The 17797-nt window shown below is 73.5% G+C and carries 10 protein-coding genes; 7 read left to right on the plus strand and 3 right to left on the minus strand.

Going from position 1 to position 17797, the window contains the following annotated elements; translation table 11 throughout:
* Positions 1-625: DUF8453 domain-containing protein (locus tag GYH36_RS19175; RefSeq protein WP_203231471.1), on the plus strand; the 625-nt coding region annotated here is incomplete at its 5' end.
* A gap of 339 nt (positions 626-964) precedes the next feature.
* On the opposite strand, the gene GYH36_RS01200 is transcribed toward GYH36_RS19175, so the two are convergent.
* On the minus strand, positions 965-1759 hold the full coding sequence (locus tag GYH36_RS01200) for a sigma-70 family RNA polymerase sigma factor (RefSeq protein ID WP_162288871.1): 795 nt from the start codon (positions 1757-1759) through the stop codon (positions 965-967).
* A gap of 166 nt (positions 1760-1925) precedes the next feature.
* On the opposite strand from GYH36_RS01200, the gene GYH36_RS01205 reads away from it, so the two are divergent.
* Both GYH36_RS01205 and GYH36_RS01210 read left to right on the plus strand, forming a co-directional pair.
* Complete coding sequence (locus GYH36_RS01205; RefSeq protein ID WP_312028452.1) at positions 1926-2411, plus strand: MarR family winged helix-turn-helix transcriptional regulator; 486 nt, start codon at positions 1926-1928, stop codon at positions 2409-2411.
* A gap of 183 nt (positions 2412-2594) precedes the next feature.
* Positions 2595-3800, plus strand: a complete 1206-nt coding sequence (locus tag GYH36_RS01210; RefSeq protein ID WP_162288872.1) for an SGNH/GDSL hydrolase family protein — start codon at positions 2595-2597, stop codon at positions 3798-3800.
* 75 nt (positions 3801-3875) lie between these two features.
* Here GYH36_RS01210 and GYH36_RS01215 read toward each other — a convergent pair whose 3' ends face one another.
* Together GYH36_RS01215 and GYH36_RS01220 are read right to left on the minus strand one after the other, a co-directional pair.
* Positions 3876-4277, minus strand: coding sequence for a hypothetical protein (locus tag GYH36_RS01215; RefSeq protein WP_024840891.1), 402 nt, complete (start codon positions 4275-4277; stop codon positions 3876-3878).
* A gap of 202 nt (positions 4278-4479) precedes the next feature.
* Positions 4480-5514, minus strand: a complete 1035-nt coding sequence (locus GYH36_RS01220) for a LacI family DNA-binding transcriptional regulator (protein WP_034604514.1) — start codon at positions 5512-5514, stop codon at positions 4480-4482.
* Between the two features lie 620 nt (positions 5515-6134).
* On the opposite strand from GYH36_RS01220, the gene GYH36_RS01225 reads away from it, so the two are divergent.
* From GYH36_RS01225 to GYH36_RS01240, 4 genes are all read left to right on the plus strand, one after another.
* Positions 6135-9125: a family 20 glycosylhydrolase gene (locus tag GYH36_RS01225; RefSeq protein WP_162288873.1), complete on the plus strand. Its 2991-nt coding sequence runs from the start codon at positions 6135-6137 to the stop codon at positions 9123-9125.
* Between the two features lie 222 nt (positions 9126-9347).
* The gene (locus GYH36_RS01230) at positions 9348-12980 is read left to right on the plus strand and encodes an alpha-L-fucosidase (protein ID WP_162288874.1); all 3633 of its coding nucleotides are present in this window, start codon (positions 9348-9350) and stop codon (positions 12978-12980) included.
* Positions 12981-13118: 138 nt separating this feature from the next.
* Positions 13119-16184, plus strand: coding sequence for a glycoside hydrolase family 84 protein (locus GYH36_RS01235; RefSeq protein ID WP_162288875.1), 3066 nt, complete (start codon positions 13119-13121; stop codon positions 16182-16184).
* A 232-nt stretch (positions 16185-16416) separates the two neighbouring features.
* Complete coding sequence (locus GYH36_RS01240) at positions 16417-17724, plus strand: ABC transporter substrate-binding protein (RefSeq protein WP_162288876.1); 1308 nt, start codon at positions 16417-16419, stop codon at positions 17722-17724.
* Positions 17725-17797: the final 73 nt, after the last annotated feature.

Raw genomic sequence — 17797 nt, forward strand, 5'->3', positions numbered from 1 at the left:
TCCACCTGGGCCTGGCCGACCCGCTGACCCCCAACTTTCCCGAGACCCAAAACCTGCCAGCAGCTTGACGCGGGACAAACCCCAGGTTGTTGCGTACCTTGAGCAGGACCCCGACATCCCGGAGGCGGTCGAGATCGTCATCGGAAACTTCGGCACAACGGCCGCTACAGATGTCAGTGTGAGAGCGAGCGTTCCCGTGCGTGGAACGAGCGGTGCCGGGCCGGAGAAGGCGCCCGTCGCGGTGGCTATCCCGTCTCGCTTCGGAACGCTTGCACCGGGCCAACGGTGGCGCACCATGTGGGACTGGGGGCCTGCGCGAGCGGCTCACTCCGCCCTCGCGGACGAGAACTCCGTGACTCTGACGTTCGAGTACGTCGGCGTTGACGGCAAGGTCCAGACCAACGTTTCCTACCTGGACTGGTCTGAGATAAACGCCCGGACTTACGCAGTGAAGAAGTCTGTGCATCATGTCGCCAAAGAAATGGCCAAGATCCAAGAGATCCTCGAGAAGCGAGCGGCGCCCTTACGGCGGAGGGAACAGGGGACCGGTCCGGAGCCTACCCGGCAGCAGCCTGGGGTTCTGGCGAGGATCTACGAGCGTCTGACCGGAGGCCTGGGCCAGTAGTCACGTCCTGGCCGACACCCACCACCCCTGCGGGCAGCCTAGATTTCGTGACTCTGGCGACACGCCCGGGATCACGCAAAGTACAGCGGCGTGTCTGCGCAATCTGCGCTGCACGTCAACAGCGTCTGTGTCGACGTGCAGTCCGTCGACGTGATGTGCAGCCGTGATTGCAGAAATCCTGCACACACGCTGCACGGGGAGTGCTGGAGCTCACGGAGCACTGCCGACTCCTGCGTCGTTCTCCTGCTGCACGCCGTCTTCGACGTCGGCAGCCTTGAGCCAGTGACGAAGGCAGGACTCGTGCTCCCGAAGTCCTTGGTCGGATCGCGCTCCTGGCGGTCAGGCGTCGGCGGTCTGCGGTGTCGCGAGAGCCGGGGCGCGCGACCCGCGGCGCGGTCGGGACACGGCGCGCCGAACGTCCCGGCGGACGGTGCGTGGGCGTCCTCGTCGCGGCTGTTCCGTGCTCGCGAGGACGTCGGCGGCGAGGAAGCGCTCGAAGCGCGCGAGGTCGCCTTCGTGCGTGGCGGCGGTGAGCGCTTCGACGAGCCGCCGGTGCTCGCGGGGGTCGACGGCGACGGCGTCGCGCTGGGCGAGCCGCGCTCGGGCGCGTCGTGCGAGCTGGCGAGTGTTGGCCTCGCTCAGGTCGAGGATCTGGGCGACGTGACGGTGGGGGTACCCGAAGGCCTCGCGCAGGACGTAGATCGCGCGCTCGACGGGCGTGAGCCGTGCGAGGAGCGTGAGAGCCGCGACCTGGATCGCCTCGACGCGTTCGGCGCACGTGGACGGGTCCGGGGACGTGTCGACCGGCTCGGGAACCCACGGCCCGACGCCGGTCTCTCGCCGTGCCCGTGCCGAGGCGCGCACGTTGAGGGCCAGGCGTGTCACCACGGTGGTGAGGAACGCGGCCGAGTTCACGACGCGTGACCGGTCGGTGCCGTGCCACCGCACCCAGGCGTCCTGGACGACGTCCTCCGCCTCCGGGGCGCTGCCGAGGATGCGGTGCGCGACGCCGACGAGCTGCGGCCGGACGGCGAGGAAGTCGGCGAGCGCTTGCGGATCCGGGTCGCGACGGGGTCTCTCCGCCGTCGTTCCCTGCGCGACGTCACGGATGCTCGTGCGTTCGGTCCTGGACATGACGGGTCTCCTCGCGTGCTGCGCACCTCATGTCGCGGAGCCGTCGGGTCGGTCGCTGGCGGGTCGCCGGTGACCTCTCGACGTGCCTCGTGCTCGATTACCTAGCACACCATTACCTCGTGCACGAGTCAATAGCGCACGCTTACCTCGTGGTAGCGTGAAAACCGTGACCGAGCAGCAGGGCGGCTCCGTACCGCTCGACGAGATGGTGTGCTTCAACCTCCAGGCCGCCGCACGCGCGGTCACCGCCGTGTACCGCCCGCTGCTCGAGCCGCTGGGCGTGACGTACACGCAGTACCTCGTGCTCGCCGTCCTCTGGGAACAGGGCGACAGCGCCGTGCGCGACCTCGTCGCCCGGCTCCAGCTCGACTACGGCACCCTCACCCCGTTGCTCAAGCGGTTGGAGCAGCGCGGCCTCCTGACCCGGCGACGCAGCGACCAGGACGAGCGGACCGTCATCGTGTCGCTGACTCCCGAGGGTGACGCGCTGCGCGAGCAGGCCACCGGGATCTACCCGGTGATCTGCGAGACCTTCGGCTTCACGCCCGAGCGCGCGGCCGAGGCGCTCACGGTCCTGACGTCGATCGTCGACCACGCCGCGGGCGCCCACGGCATCGGACCCGACCGGCAGGGGGCGGGCAGCACGCAGTGACGCGGACGCGATCGCCTGTCGCGCCGGGCGGGACGCCCCGGTGGCGACGATGAACGCCTACCGCGACCTCGCGGCGGGCCGACGGCACGCCGCCCGCGCCTGGCCGCACGTCGTCGACGCCAGGGACCGGTTGCTGTCGACAGGGCCTGATCCTTCCCCTGAGTCCACGCCACGGGAGCACCCATGACCGAGCACACCTGGACCTCCGTCCCCCTGACCGACGAGTACGTGCGGGGCGCGGCGCGCCTCGAGCGCACCGCCCGCGGCGTCGCACCGCACCGGCTGCCGGAGCGAGCGGTGTCCCAGGCCGCCGACCCGCAGCTCTCGATGGTCGAGGCGCAGCCCTCCGGCGTGCGTGTCGCCCTGCGCACCGCGGCGACGGCCGTGCAGGTCGTCGGCTTCCGCTCCCGCGTGACGTACACGGGCGTGCCGCCGCGCCCGGACGGGGTCGTCGACCTCGTCGTGGACGAGGAGGCGGTCGCGCACGCGACGACGTCGGGCGGCTCGACGACCGTCGTCGACATGGCCACGGGAAGCACGACGTCGGACGAGGGGGAGGACTTCACCCTCACGTTCGACGGTCTCGCACCGGGGGCGAAGGACGTCGAGCTCTGGTTGCCTCACAACGAGATCGTCGAGGTCGTCGACGTCCGCGCCGACGCCCCCGTCGCGCCCGTGCCCGACGCACGGCCGCGCTGGGTCCATCACGGCAGCTCGATCAGCCACGGCTCCAACGCGGCCCGGCCCACCGGCGTCTGGCCCGTGGTCGCGGCGCGCCGGGCCGGCGTGGACCTGACGAACCTCGGCCTCGGTGGCAGTGCGCTCCTCGACCCGTTCCTGGCGCGCACGATCCGGGACACCCCGGCCGACGTCATCAGCGTCAAGATGGGGATCAACCTCGTCAACGCCGACCTCATGCGGATGCGTGCCTTCCGGGCCGCGATGCACGGGTTCCTCGACACGATCCGCGACGGCCACCCGACGACGCCCCTGCTCGTCGTGTCGCCGATCTTCTGCGCGATCCACGAGACCACCCCCGGCCCCGGCGCGTTCGACCTCGAGGCGCTCGCGGAGGGCAGGGTCGCGTTCCGGGCGACCGGCGACCCGGCCGACGTCGCGGGCGGGCGGTTGACCCTGACGACGGTCCGCGCCGAGATCGCGCGCATCGTCGAGGAGCGTCGCGCCGACGACCCGAACCTGCACCACCTCGACGGCCTCGTCCTGTACGGGGAGGAGGACGCCGCGCTGCGGCCGTTGACCGACGCCCTGCACCCGGACGCGGAGACGCACCGGATCATGGGCGAGCGCTTCGCCGACGAGGTCTTCGTGCGCGGACCCTTCGCCGACGTGGTCCGGGGTCGGGCGACGACGCCCGCCGCCCGGGGCTGAGCGGGTCACCAGGGCGGGTGTCGCCCGGGCGGGCGCCGCGCCGTCGTCGTGGAGGCACCCGGCGGGCGGTCGCGCTCAGGCGGACGGGAGCTCGGTGGCCTTGTCCCACGCGCCGACGACGCGACCGTCGCCGGTCTCGAGGCGGAACGGGGCGAGGGGCAGGTTCCCCGCGCGCCGGCGCGCCCGGAGCACGTCGAGCGCGGCGCCGTCGTCGGCAGCGCCGAACGGCTCCCCGCGGCGCGCTCCGCTCGCGGTGACGACGAGGTACGTCGCGAGCGCGTCGTCGTCGTGGTGGACCTGCTCGGCGAGCGCCGCGACCTCCTGCGCGAGCTCGAGGCTCGGCAGCGCTGCCCAGCTGCGCCGGGGCCCGTCGAGGGTCCACGTGCCGTCGTCGTCCTGACGCGCGACGTACTCGCGCGCGTCGTTGAGCGCGCGCCAGGTCGAGGCGTCGAGTGCGGTCCAGGTGAGCATGTTCATGGCGTCGTCCTGGGTCGGGCGGCGGCCTGGACTCTCGTCGGTCGAGCGTCTCCCCCTGCCTCCGGGTGCGACCCATCAGGCAGCGTACGCGCCGGGCGACCCCGGCGTGTCCTCCCAGAGGCGGACTTCTGCTCGTCCGCTCGGCGTATCCCGCCGACGGCGTCAGGCGCGGCTCACGCGCCGCGGCTCGCCCGGTCGTGGGTCAGGCCGGCGGGGGAGCGGTGCTCGCCCGGACGACGAGCTCGGGGCGCACGACCTCGGGCTCGTGGACCGTCTGCGGGTCCGTGACCAGCGCGACGACGTGCTCGACGGCGCGTCGGCCCATGTCGTGGAACGGCTGGCGCACGGTCGTCAGGGGCGGTGCCGCGTACGGCGCGAGGGCGATGTCGTCCATGCCGACGACGGACACGTCCTCGGGCACGCGCCGGCCCAGCTCGGTCAGTCCGCGGACGACGCCGAACGCCATCTCGTCGCTCGCGACGAACACGGCGGTGACCTCCGGCAGCCGGCCGAGGAGGAGGCCGTTGCGGTAGCCGGACTCGGGCGTCCAGTCGCCGTAGAGGACGGGCGGGACGTCGCGGCCCGACTCCTCGAGCGTCGTCTGCCACCCGGTCGAGCGGCCGAGCGCGTCGTTCCACGACTCGGGGCCGGACACGTGCCAGACCGTCGTGTGCCCGAGGCCGAGGAGATGCTCGGTGGCGAGGCGGCCGGCCTCGACCTGGTCGACGGCGACGATCTCCGTCGCGAGCGAGCGCATGCCGTCCACGACCACGGTCGGGACGTCGCGCGTGACCTGGGCGAGCGCGCCCTCGTCCCGCACGGGGACCGCGATGACGAGGCCGTCGACGCCCTGGTCCAGGAGCCGGGCGGCGGCCTGCTCGATCGCGGCGGACGACAGCGAGGACGTGGAGGCGGTGCTGACGAAGTAGCCGGCGGCGCGGGCGCCGGTCTGCATGCCGAGGAGGAGCGCGCCGCCCGAGTAGAAGTCGGTCTCGTGCGTGATGACCCCGAGGGTCCGGGTGCGGCCGGTGACGAGCGCCCGGGCGAGGCTGTTGCGCCGGTACCCGGTCTCCTCGATCGCCGCGCGCACGCGCGCGCGCGTGACGGCGTTGACGTTGGGGTGGCCGCTCAGGACGCGCGAGACGGTCTGCGCGGAGACGCCGGCGACGCGCGCGACGTCCGCCATCGCGGGGCCTCGGCCGCGGGGCGACGGCTCGGGCGGTGACGCTGGAACCACGGGACCTCCTCGTCGGGTGCACGTCCGCGTGCCCGGCAGCGTAGTGGACGCGACGGACCGTGCCCCGCCGCCGCACCACCGCACGCGGTGCGGATTCGTTGTTGACGATAACAGGCAATGCCTGCCGGAGCGAGAGCCTGGTGCGCGCTTAGGCTGAAGACAACACGGCTCTAGGGGTTGTTATGGATATCAACCCTGTGTCAGAGTGAGCGCGCACGCACAGCATGGTCCCCCCCCTCCGCACAGAGTCGTCAGAAGGAGCGCCATGAGCAGTACGCAGCGCGCGGGCACGCGCGACTGACCGACGCCGCGTCCCCGCACCCCGCCCCTCGGGGCGGTCCTCGACGGCGCACGATCCCTGCAGCCGGTTCGCTGGGTGCCTGCAGCGGGGACCGCGCGCGGTGCGCGCACGGGCCGGTACCGGTCACTACTGGGGGTGACCGGCACCGGCCCGACCCCGCGGCCTCCCCGCTCCGTCGCAGGACGGATCGGCACCGAGCCCGCGAATCCTATGATGTCTGACGTCATACATACTGGTGACCGGCACCGCCGCCGACACCCCTGAACGCCCTCGCCGCGTCCGACGGTCGAGGCCCACCTGGATCGAAGGAGATCGAAGAATGCGGAAACCATCCCGCCACCGCCGGCCGAGGCGGGCAACCGTCGGCGCGGCGCTCTCGGCGGTGCTCGTCGCGACGCTGGCCGTGCCGGTCGCCGCCACCGCAGCGCCCGTCGCGCCCGCAGCCGTCGAGGCGGCCGCCGACCCCGCCCTGCCCGACGTCATCCCGTCGCTGCGCGACTGGACCGACGGCGAGGGGTCGTGGACGCTCGTCCCCGGCACCCAGGTCGCCACCGGCGGCGACGGCGCGCTCGACGGCGCGGCCGACCTCCTCGCGGGCGAGCTCGGCGAGCTGCTCGGCGAGGACGTCCCGGTCGTGGCCGACGCCACGGCCCCGAGCGCCGTCGCGCTCGACCTCGACGCCACGCGCACCGACCTGGGCGAGGAGGGCTACGCGCTGACGATCGACGCGGACGGCGTGACGATCGTCGGTGCGACCGCGCAGGGCGCGTTCTACGGCACGCGCACGCTCGCGCAGATGCTCGTGCAGCAGACGTCGCTCCCGGCGGGGTCGACGGTCGACGTGCCGCAGTACGCCGAGCGCGGCGTGACGCTGTGCGCGTGCCAGATCAACGTCTCGGAGGAGTGGATCGACCGCCTCCTGGAGGAGATGGCGTCGCTCAAGCTCAACTACCTGCTCGTCGAGCTCAAGCTCAAGAGCTCGGTGCACCCCGAGACGGCCACGTGGAGCTACTACACGCCGGAGCAGCTCGGGCGCGTCGTCGAGAAGGCGACCGCGCTCGGGATCGACGTGATCCCCGAGATCAACTCCCCGGGGCACCTGGAGATCTGGCTCGAGAACAAGCCCGAGCTCCAGCTCGTGGACAAGAACGGCGTGCGGGACGAGGTGCGCCTCGACATCACGACGCCCGAGGCGTTCGAGTTCTACACCGACCTGCTCGACGAGTACCTCGGCGTGTTCACGTCGGACTACTGGCACATGGGCGCGGACGAGTACATGATCTCGACCGGCTTCCAGAACTTCCCGCAGATCGAGGCCTACGCGAAGTCGCTCTACGGCCCGTCGGCCACGCCGGACGACGCGTTCGTGAAGTTCGTCAACGACGTCAACGAGTACGTGAAGACCGAGCACGGCAAGACGCTGCGCATCTGGAACGACGGCCTCGTGGGCCGCAACACCCAGCCGGTAGATTCCGACATCGTCGTCGAGCACTGGCTCGGCACGCCCGTCAGCCCGCAGGCGCTGCTCGACGCCGGCCACCCGGTGATGAACTCGTCGTACTCGCTGTACCTCGTGCGCGGCGGGCTCAAGATGAACACGAAGAACCTCTACGACCAGCGTTGGGACGTGGGCGACTTCTACGGCGGCACCGTCGACCCGTCGCACCCCGGCCTCACCGGCGCCAAGGTCAGCCTGTGGCCGGACAGCGCGGCCGCGCAGACCGAGAACTCGGTCGAGGAGGAGATGTTCATGCCGCTGCGCTTCATCGCGCAGACGACGTGGACCGCCGAGTACGCGAAGAGCACGTACGCCGAGTTCGAGAGCGTCGCGCGCTCGGTCGGCCGCCCGCTCGGCTGGGAGAACGTGGACCGCACGCCCGTCGCCGACGGCGCGTACACGCTGACGACCGGCGCGGGCACGCTCGGCGCGACGTCGTCCGGGGCGCTCGCGGCGGGTGCCGACGTCCGCGACGCGTGGGTCCTCACCGCGACGGACGACGGCTATTACACGGTCCGGTCGACGGCCACGGGCCTGTGCCTCGACGTCGTCGACGGCAAGCGCCGCCTCGGTGTGCCCGTGGAGATCGGCGTCCCGGTGGTCGCGTCCGCGTGCGGGACGTCGAACATCCAGAAGTGGCAGCTCCTCGAGGACGCGGACGGCCTGCAGGTCGTCAACGCCTCGACGCGCCAGCTCCTCGCGGTCGACGAGGACGGCGCCGTCGTCCAGCTCCCGCCGGACGTGACGAGCACGCGGTGGGCGGTCGAGGCCGCGGTCGCGGTCGACGTGACGGTCGACGCCACGCGCGTCCTTCCCGGCGCCGCGGCGACCGCGACCGTCACGGTCGAGAACACGACGGACGCGCCGCTCGAGGGCCTCGTCGTGGGTGCGCAGGCGCCCGCGGGCTGGACCGTCGAGGGCGGTGCGGAGCTCGGTGAGCTCGCCCCGGGCGAGTCCGCGTCGGCGACGCTCTCCGTCGCGCCGTCGACGGGCACCTGGGGCCGCGGCACGGTCCCCGTGGCGATCTCGTGGACGACGGACGGCCAGGAGCGGTCGGCCGGCGCGACGCTCGACCTCGTCGCGGTGAGCACCGAGCAGCCGACGCGCCCCGTCGCGGTGATCGACGTCGACAGCGAGGAGACGCAGGGCGAGAACGGCCGGGCGACGAACGCGATCGACGGCGACCCGGCCACGTTCTGGCACACGCAGTGGAGCGCGGCCAACCCGACGCCGCCGCACCACATCTCGCTCGACACGGGTGCGGACCAGCAGATCTTCGGTCTGACCTACACCCCGCGCACGGGGACGAACGCGGGCGTCGCCAACGGCCGCATCGGCGCGTACGAGATCTACGTCTCGGCCGACGGCGAGACCTGGGGCGAGCCGGTCGCGACCGGGACCCTGCCGAACGTGGGCACGCCCTCGACGATCGGCTTCGCGCCGACGCCGGGCCGCTACGTCAAGCTCGTGGCGCTGCGCGAGGTCAACGGGAACCCGTGGACGACGGCCGCGAAGATCGCGGTCGACGTGGCGCCGCTCGCGGCGCCCTCCACGATCACGGCGCAGGCCGCCCCGCGCTGCCTCGGGAGCAAGGCGTACGTCGCGGTGACGGCCAGGAACACCGGGACGGCGCCGGTGGACGTGACGCTGCGCACGCCGTTCGGCGAGCGCACCGTCACGGGCGTCGCCCCCGGCGCCTCGGCGTACCAGTCGTTCGCCACGCGCGCGAAGGCGGTCGACGCCGGGACCGCCGAGGTCGAGTCGTCCGCGGGGACGGTGCACGCGGAGTTCGCCGCTCTCAGCTGCCGCTGAGCCGCGGCTGACGGACCACGTGCGGGGGCCGGTGCCGGCCGGCCCCCGCACGTGCCCACCGCGCCGGCCACGCGAACGTGCGGCTCGACACGAGACGGCGCACATGATTCGATCTCGGACAACAGATGTCTGATGAAAGGCCATCGGACAGGCCCACGGGAAGCGTCCGGCAGCGTCGACCCATCTCCGGCCCGCAACGCGGGCCCGTACGAGAGGATCGTCATGCCCCTGGTACGTCCCCGCACCACCCGCGCGCGGCGCTCGCGCCCGGCCGCGGCGGTCACGGCGCTCGCCGCGCTCCTGCTCACGAGCGTCGCCACGACCGTCCCGAGCACCGCGAGCGCGGCCGAGCCCACGACCCACCTCGACGTCACCTTCAGCGGCGCGTTCTCCTCCGGTGACTCCTACACCGCCGCGACCGGCGAGACGATGAGCGGCGAGCTCCGCCGTCGCACCGGCGCCGAGTCGCTCGAGTTCGGCACGGGCGTCGTGCTCGGCGGGGGCCAGGAGGGCGTCGAGCTCACGCCGGCCGACCTGCCGCTCGGCACCACGACCCTCGACACGGCGCTCGTCGTCGAGACCGTGTTCACCCCCGCCGCGGCGCAGGGGAGCCTCGCGACCGTCGTCGGCGTGGGCGGCAACCTCTTCGCCCGCTACGAGTCCGGGCGGCTGCGCTACGGGTTCGAGCACGACGCCGGCACGGCCTGGACGGCATACGCCGCGACGACGGACGTCCCGTCCGCGGACCAGGCGCACGCGCTCGCGCTCGCGTACGTGCCGCTCCCCGGCGGCGGCGCGACGCTGCGCGCGTTCCTCGACGGGTCGGAGCTGGCGCCCGTCACCGCGGCGGGCGGCCGCGCGACCCTGAACCCCTCCCGGTCCGGCGACGTCGCGTTCGGCAACGACGTGCACCCGCAGGCGCTCGCGCGCGGCCTCTCCGGCTCCGTCGGGGCCGCGCGGCTCGCGACGTTCGACGGCGAGTTCGACACCGCGCTGCTCGCGTACCAGGACGTGCTCCAGGTGACCGACGTCCTCGACGTCGGGTTCGCCGGCACGTTCGAGGGCGCCGCGTACGTACCCGCGGAGGGCGAGACCGTCGCCGGCGCCGTCGAGCGCCGGGCCGGCACGGAGACCGTCGGCGCGTCCGGCCTCGCCCTCGGCGGCGGGACGCAGGGCGCGCACCTCCTCGCGCCGGACGTCGCGCTCGGCACGACGCGCGCCGACGTGCCGTTCGTCGTCGAGACCCGGTTCACGCCCGGCGCGAGCCAGGCCACGATGGGCACGCTGCTCGCCGTCGGGGGCAACTTCTCCGCGCGCTACCAGGACGGCCGTCTGCGCTACGGGTTCGACTCCGACGCGACCGGCTCGTGGGCGTCCCACGTCGCGGCCGTCGACGCTCCCGCCGCGGGCGCCGAGCACGTCCTGTCCCTCGTGTACGTGCCCGACGCCGCGAGCGGCGCCAGCGTCTACGCGTTCCTCGACGAGGAGCAGCTGCCCACCGTGACGGCGACGACCGGGCGCGCCACCCTCGCCTCCGGCACGCGCGGGCTCGTGGGCGTCGGGAACGACGTGCACGCGGCCGCGCTCGGGCGCGGGTTCGTCGGGACGGTCACGGCCGCGCGGTTCGCGACCTTCTCGGGCGCCTTCTCGACCGACGTCGTCGCCTACCAGGACGTCACCCTCACCCCGCCGCCCCCGTGCGACCCGGTCGAGGTGGACCCCGCCGACCGCATCGAGGTCACGCCCGGCGAGTGCGCGGAGTCGGTGCTGGCCAAGGCCTCGGCGCTGCGCCCCACCGAGCGCCAGCTCTCGTGGCAGGAGGCCGAGCGCACCGCGTTCCTGCACTTCGGCGTCAACACGTTCACCGGGCAGGAGTGGGGCTACGGCGACGAGGACCCGGACCTGTTCCAGCCGACCGCTCTCGACACCGACCAGTGGGCGCGCACGCTGCGCGACAACGGCTTCCGCATCGCGATCCTCACCGTCAAGCACCACGACGGCTTCACGCTGTATCCCTCGCGCTACACCGAGCACGACGTCGCGTCCTCCTCGTGGCGCGACGGCCGGGGCGACGTCCTGCGCGACTTCACGGAGTCCGCGCGCCGGTACGGGCTCCGGGTCGGCGTCTACCTCTCCCCGGCGGACGAGAACCAGTTCCACCAGGGCGTGTTCGCCAACGGGTCGCCCAAGACGCCGCGCACCGTCCCGACCCTGGTCGAGGGCGACGACCGCGCGGGCCAGGACCTGCCGACGTTCTCCTACGACGCGACCGACTACGGGGCGTTCTTCCTCAACCAGCTCTACGAGGTGCTCACGCAGTACGGCGAGATCGACGAGGTGTGGTTCGACGGCGCTCAGGGCCGCATCCCCGCGGGCTACCACGAGGACTACGACTTCCCCGCGTACTACGACCTCATCCGCGAGCTCATGCCGGACGCGACGATCGCGGTGACGGGCCCCGACGTGCGCTGGGTGGGCAACGAGGGCGGGCTCGCGCGCGAGAACGAGTGGTCCACGGTCCCGGTGAGCACCGGCTCCGACGGCCGGCCGAACGTGCTCCCCGGCGCGTCCGCGCCCGACCTCGGCTCCGACGCGGCGCTCGCGGCGGCGGTCGCGAGCGGCGGGGCGAGCGCGCTCGCGTGGTGGCCCGCCGAGGTCGACGTGTCGATCCGGCCGGGCTGGTTCTACCACGCGAACCAGTCGCCGAAGTCCGTCGCGCAGCTGCGTGACATCTACTACCAGTCCGTGGGCCGCAACTCCGTCCTGCTGCTCAACGTCCCGCCGGACACCGATGGCCGGCTGCCGCAGGCCGACGTCGCGCGGCTCGCGGAGTGGAACGCGCGGCTGCGCCAGGACATGCCCGTCGACCTCGCGGTCGGCGCGGACGCGGTGGCCGCCGGGAGCCCGGCCGACGCCGTCGTCGACGGCGACCTGCGCACCGGCGTGGCGCTGCCCGCCGACGGCACGGGGTCCGTCGAGATCGACCTCGGCGGTGCCGTGACGATCGACCGCGTCGCGGTGTCGGAGGACATCGCGGACGCGGGCCAGCAGGTGCGGGCCTTCGCCGTCGACGCGAAGGTCGACGGCGCGTGGCGTCAGGTCGCGGCCAGCGGGACGGTGGGCCACCGCAAGATCGTGGCGCTCGGCTCGCCGGTGACGACGAGCGAGGTGCGGGTGCGCGTGACGAGCGCGCGCGGCGAGACGGTGCTGTCGGGGGTGTCGCTCTACGGGGCGAGCGGCACGGCGGTCGCCGCGCCGACGGAGTACTACCTCGACTGCTCGGCGGACCGCCCGGGCACCGGGACGCAGGACGACCCGATGCGCACCCTCGGGCAGCTGCGGTCGGTCGACCTCCCGCCGGGCGCGACGGTCCACGTCCGGGCCGGGACGACGTGCGCGGAGCCGCTCGAGCTGTGGGGCTACGGCACGGCCTCCGCGCCCGCTCGGCTCGTCGCGTGGGGCGACGGCGCGGCCCCCGTGCTCGCCGCACCGGGCAACGCGGCGGCCGTCGCGCGGCTCGCGGAGCAGGGCTGGGAGGTCGACGGCGTCGTCGTCGCCGACGAGGTGCCCGTGGGCGACGTGGACGTCGAGGTCTCGGCCACCACCCGCTCGCTGGCCGGGAGCCCGTACGTCGCCGTCCGCGCGCTCAACGGCGAGGACGTCCCTGCGGACGTCGAGATCGTCACCCCGTACGGGTCGCGGACCTTCGCGGGCGTCGCGCCCGGCGCCTCGGCGTACGTCGCGTTCAACGCGCGCGGCCCCGTGACGGCGGGCGAGGCGACGGTCACGGTCACCGTCGTCCGCGACGGTCACGTCCGCACCGTGACGCGTGCCGCGGCGTACGGGAGCTCCTGACCCCAGCGCAGCCGGGCGGGCGCGGCCGGGGTCCGGCCCCGCCCGTGCCCGTCCGGCGACCGTGACGCGCGGCCGACGCCGCCGGGCGTCCCGCAGCACCGCGGGCACCGCCGCCCGCGGACCACCGAAGGGAACAGCATGGCCACCTCTCGACTCCTCACCCTCGCGGTCGCGGCCGCCCTGACCGGCGGAGGGCTCGTCGCCCCCGTCGCGGCGGGGGCCGCACCCCCGGCGCCACCACCGCCCGGGGACGAGACGTCGTCGAGCGCGGCCTCCGCGGGCGCCGCGCTCCTGCCGACGCCGCAGGAGCTCACCGAGGACGGCGTCCCGGTCGCGCTCGCGGGCGACGTCGCCGTCGTCGTCGGCGAGGACACCGACGGCCCGGCCCGGCGCGCCCTGGTCGAGGTCGTCGAGGCGGCGGGCGGCACCGTCTCCGCGGCGACCGAGGTGGTGCCCGGCGTCGTGACCGTCCTCCTGGGGACCGCGGCGGACAACCCTGCGACCGCGTCGGCGCTCACGGCGCTCGGCGTGCCCGGGGCCGAGGACCTCCCGGCGGAGGGCTACGTCGTCGCGACGGGCCGCGTCGACGACGCCGACGTGCTCGTGCTCCAGGGCGCCGACGCCACGGGCACGTACTACGCCGTGCAGACCGTGCGCCGCCTCGCGGCCGACGGGACCGTGCCGGGCGTGCGCGTGCGCGACTGGCCGCTCATGAGCGTGCGCGGCGCGATCGAGGGCTTCTACGGGATCCCGTGGTCGCACGAGGCGCGCCTCGACCAGCTCGCGTTCTACGGCGAGCACAAGATGAACACGTACGTGTACACGCCCAAGGACGACGACTACCTGCGCTACCGCTGGCGCGAGCCGTACCCGCAGGACGAGCTCGACCGGATCGCCGAGCTCGTCGACCAGGCGAACGAGCACCACGTGAAGTTCACGTTCGCGCTGTCCCCGGGGAACGACGTCTGCTACTCGTCGGACGCGGACCTCGACGCGACGACCGCGAAGTTCGACCAGCTCCGGGCGCTCGGCGTCACGTCGTTCTACGTCGCGCTCGACGACATCCCGCTCACGCTGCACTGCGCCGAGGACCGCGCACGTTTCACGGCGTCGAACTTCCGGTACCTGGCCGACGCCCAGGCGTTCTACCTCAACCGGCTCGTCGACGAGTACGTGGAGCCGCTCGGCCTCGAGCCGCTGCAGACCGTGCCGACGAACTACAGCGGCTCGGGGGAGGACCCGTACAAGGCCCGGTTCGGCGAGAACGTGGACCCGTCCGTGCGCATCCAGTGGACCGGTGAGGGCGTCTTCTCCGACCAGGTGACGTACGAGTCGACGCAGCGCGCGACGCGGTCGTACCGCACCGAGCACCTGTACATCTGGGACAACTTCCCCGTGAACGACGGCCAGCGCGACCGCCTGTTCCTCAACCCGCTCGACGGGCGCGACCCGAGCCTGCACGAGCTCGTCGACGGCTTCACGTCCAACCCGATGATCCAGCCGTACGCCTCGCTCATCTCCCTCGCCGGGTACGGCGACTACACGTGGAACGGCCCGGCGTACGACGCCGCGGCGTCGCTCGACGCGGCGGTCGTCGAGCTCGCGGGTCCCGACCCGCAGGTGCAGGAGGCCCTCGCGACGTTCGTGGACCTCAACCAGAGCTGGAAGCCGTACCGCCCGTCGTCGCAGACGGCGCCGGCGCTGTCCGCGGACGTGGACGCGTTCTGGGCGGCGTACGACGCGGGCGAGGACGTCTCGTCCCAGCCGCTGCTCGACCGTCTCGCGACGGTCGAGGCGCTGCCGGAGACGCTCGCGACGATGGCCGAGCCGGGCTTCTACGACGACGCCCTGCCGTGGATCGAGGCGGCGGCCGCGTGGGCGCGCGCCGCGAGCCACCACGTCGACGCGCTCACCGCGCTGCGCGCGCGCCGGGGTGAGGCCGCGACCGACGCGGTGCTCGCGGCGGCCGAGGACCGCGCGGCCGCGCTCGAGCCGGCCGTGTCCGACCTCGTGGGCGGTGTGGTGACGCCGGACGTCATCGTGCCGTCCGTGGGCGACGGCCGCTTCGAGGAGCTCGTCGACGCCGCGAGCGCGCGGTACCACGCGTGGCTCGACGCCGTCCCGCTCGCGGGCACCGTGCCGTACCCGGGGACCGCGAGCACGACGATGGGCACCTACTCCGACTACGTGCCCGCGCGCATGACGGACGGCGACCTCGGCTCGCTCTACTGGTCCGACCGCGCACCCGCCGTGGGCACCGGGGTCACGCTCGACCTCGGCCGGGTGGTGCCGGTGGGCGCGGTGCGCGTGCACCAGTCCGACTCGGACACCGCGACGTCGGGCGACATGATCTACCACGCACGTCTCGAGGTCTCCGCGGACGGGTCGTCGTGGACGACGCTCGGGGAGTACGACACCGCGCCCCGCATCGACGCCGCCCCCGCGGAGCCGGTGCCGGCGCGGTACGTCCGGCTCGTCGCGACGGCGGCGAACCCGGGCGGCAAGTGGGTCAAGATCCGCGAGGTCCAGGTCTACGCGCCCGACGGCGGCCTCACGTCCGACCTCGCGGCCGCACCCGGGTCCGTCCCGGGGAGCGCGGTCGACGCGGACGTCACCACGGCGTTCGTGGCCGCGACGGCGCCCGTCGAGGGCTCCCACCTGACCCGGGAGGTCGGTCCGGACGAGGAGGTCGGCTCCGTCGTCGTCGTGGGCTCGGTCGCGGGCGACCTGCAGGTCCGCACGGCGTCGGGGTGGCGGACGCTCGGCGCCCTCGACCCGGAGCGCAGCTTCCAGGAGGCGGTCGTCGACGGCGACGTGTCGGCCGTGCGCGTCCTCTTCGCCCCGGGCGGGGCGGCGCCGGTCGTGCGTGAGCTCGGGGTGCGCCCGGGCGGTCCCGTCGCGGGCGACCCGCTCGTCGGGGGCGCCGACGTCGCCGTGGAGGCCACGGCGACGGTGCGCTCGCTCGCCGGCACGCCGTACCTCGCGCTGCGCGCGGTGAACGGCGAGGACGTGCCGATGCGCGTCGAGGTCACGAGCCCGCACGGTGACAAGACGTTCGAGGACGTGGCGCCGGGCGCGTCGGCGTACGTCGCGTTCAGGGTGCGCGGCGCGCTCGAGCCGGGCGAGGCGGTGTTCACGGCGAGCGTCGTCGAGGACGGCGTCACGCGGACCGCGTCGCGGGTCGTCGCGTACGACGTGCCCTGACGGGAGGTCGTGGGCCCCGGGGCCGGGCGGACGAACGCCCGGCCCCGGAGGGCCGAAAGGCCCGGATTGTTGACGATAACAGTCAAACCAATCCTCCCGACGATGCACGTTCTGCGCGGTTGCAAACTCGTTGTGATGGAACGCTTGTTATGGATATCAACTCTGTGCCAGAGTGTGCCGGAGCAACCGGGCACGGTCGCCCCCTCAGCACAGCGTCGTCAGAAGGAGTGTCATGAAGTCATCGATCGTCCGGTCCGCGGGAGTCGCGTCCGTCGTCACCCTCGCCCTCGGCTTCTCCGCGTGCAGCTCCTCGGACGAGGGCTCCGGAAGCGGCTCCGACGCGTCCGGCGAGCCCACCACGATCCAGCTCTGGACGTGGGCCGCGGGGTTCGACAAGGCCGCCGAGGCGTTCAACGCCGCGCACGACGACGTCCAGGTCGAGTACACGCAGATCGAGGCCGGCAACAAGGGCGGCTACGACAAGATCCGCAACTCCGTCGCCGCGGGCAACGCGCCGTGCCTGGCCCAGGTCGGGTACGAGACGCTCCCGAGCTTCGTCTCGGAGGGCAACGTCGTGGACGTCACCGAGTTCGCCGCGCCCGACGAGGACGCCTACACGCCGGCCGGCTGGGCGGGCGTCACCGTGGGCGACAAAATCTACGGAGCCCCGCAGGACCAGGGCCCGATGGTCCTCTTCTACAACAAGGCCGTCTTCGAGGCGAACGGCATCGAGGTCCCGACGACGTGGGCCGAGTACCAGGCCGCGGGCGAGCAGCTCAAGGCCGCGGGCGTGAAGCTCACCGGCACCTACGAGGACTACGACTACACGGGCTTCGCGTGGCAGGCCGGCGCCCCCTGGTACGCCGTCGAGGACGGCGCGTGGTCCATCACGCCGGACTCCCCGGAGAACCTCGAGGTCGCCGCGTACTGGCAGGGCCTCGTCGACGCCGACCTCATCGGCGCGAACATCTGGAGCGACGACTGGTCCGCCGGCCTCGGCGACGGCTCGATCGCGACGATCGTGGGCGCCGCGTGGTTCGCGGGCATCCTCAAGGACTCCGCCGCCGCGGCCGCGGGTGACTGGGCCGTCGCCGAGCTCCCGCAGTGGGAGGAGGGCGACGACCTCACGGGCAACGTGGGCGGCTCGCTCTCGGCCGTCCTCAAGGGCTGCGACGACCCCCAGGCCGCGTGGGAGGTCGCGCACTGGCTGAGCACCGACCCCGCCGCGGTCGACGCGCAGATCGAGGGCGCGGGCATCTACCCGGCGTCCGTCGCGGGCCTGGAGTCCGAGCTCCTCACCTCCGGTGACGACTTCTTCGGCGGCCAGGTCATCGCCGAGGTGTTCAAGTCGGCGTCCGGCAAGGTCAACCCCGACTGGGCCTGGGGCCCCGGCGTCTCGACGCTCGTCGGCACGCTCGCCACGAACATGCAGAAGGCGTACGCGAAGGACTCGGGCGCGACCGTCGCCGCCGCGCTCACCGCGGCGGGCGAGGCCACGGCCGCCGAGCTCTCGCAGCAGGGCATCGCGGTCAACGAGTGACCGTCGCCCCCCCCCCCCCCCCCCCCGGCCCCCCCCCCCCCCGCCCCCCCCCCCCCCGGCCCCCCCCCCCCCC

This window comes from Cellulosimicrobium composti (assembly GCF_010287905.1).
In the GTDB taxonomy this organism is placed as follows: Bacteria; Actinomycetota; Actinomycetes; order Actinomycetales; family Cellulomonadaceae; genus Cellulosimicrobium; species Cellulosimicrobium composti.

What these genes read in the sequence shown, in the direction of transcription:
- GYH36_RS01200 (WP_162288871.1), bottom strand. Translation starts at nt 1,759, where the DNA reads ATGTCCAGGACCGAACGCACGAGCATCCGTGACGTCGCGCAGGGAACG.
- GYH36_RS01210 (WP_162288872.1), top strand. Translation starts at nt 2,595, where the DNA reads ATGACCGAGCACACCTGGACCTCCGTCCCCCTGACCGACGAGTACGTG.
- GYH36_RS01215 (WP_024840891.1), bottom strand. Translation starts at nt 4,277, where the DNA reads ATGAACATGCTCACCTGGACCGCACTCGACGCCTCGACCTGGCGCGCG.
- GYH36_RS01225 (WP_162288873.1), top strand. Translation starts at nt 6,135, where the DNA reads ATGCGGAAACCATCCCGCCACCGCCGGCCGAGGCGGGCAACCGTCGGC.
- GYH36_RS01230 (WP_162288874.1), top strand. Translation starts at nt 9,348, where the DNA reads ATGCCCCTGGTACGTCCCCGCACCACCCGCGCGCGGCGCTCGCGCCCG.
- GYH36_RS01235 (WP_162288875.1), top strand. Translation starts at nt 13,119, where the DNA reads ATGGCCACCTCTCGACTCCTCACCCTCGCGGTCGCGGCCGCCCTGACC.
- GYH36_RS01240 (WP_162288876.1), top strand. Translation starts at nt 16,417, where the DNA reads ATGAAGTCATCGATCGTCCGGTCCGCGGGAGTCGCGTCCGTCGTCACC.